This is a genomic window from Phormidium sp. CCY1219, from assembly GCF_055795085.1.
Map to the genome: position 1 here is coordinate 1 of NZ_JAYFEQ010000072.1, position 321 is coordinate 321.

The 321-nt window shown below is 42.4% G+C and carries 1 pseudogene; it reads right to left on the reverse strand.

Annotated elements, in window-relative coordinates:
• Positions 1-321, reverse strand: a pseudogene (locus tag AC0QH1_RS00470) (hypothetical protein); the annotation flags it as partial.

Here is a 321-nt window from a genome sequence, read left to right on the forward strand (position 1 = left end):
CTGTTTTTCCTGGGAGTTACTCCATAGCGGATAAATTCACTTGCAGCTAAAGCAACGCCATCAACTGCATGAGATTCAGGCACTTGAGCTTTCTTATCTTTGATTTTCTCTAGTCCTAAATGTTTACGGATTTGACTGGTTGCGTTATTGTTCTTTTGCCAGCCATAAACCGTCTTAACTGGGGCGATAGATTTAAGTTTCTCAACACACCAGATTTGCCCAACCATCACAGGAGAAAACCCAGTGCCAGACCGTGCCCCTTTTCTGCCACTGGTTAAATCTACATCAGCTTTGACCAATTCGTAAACAATTGTAGTAATC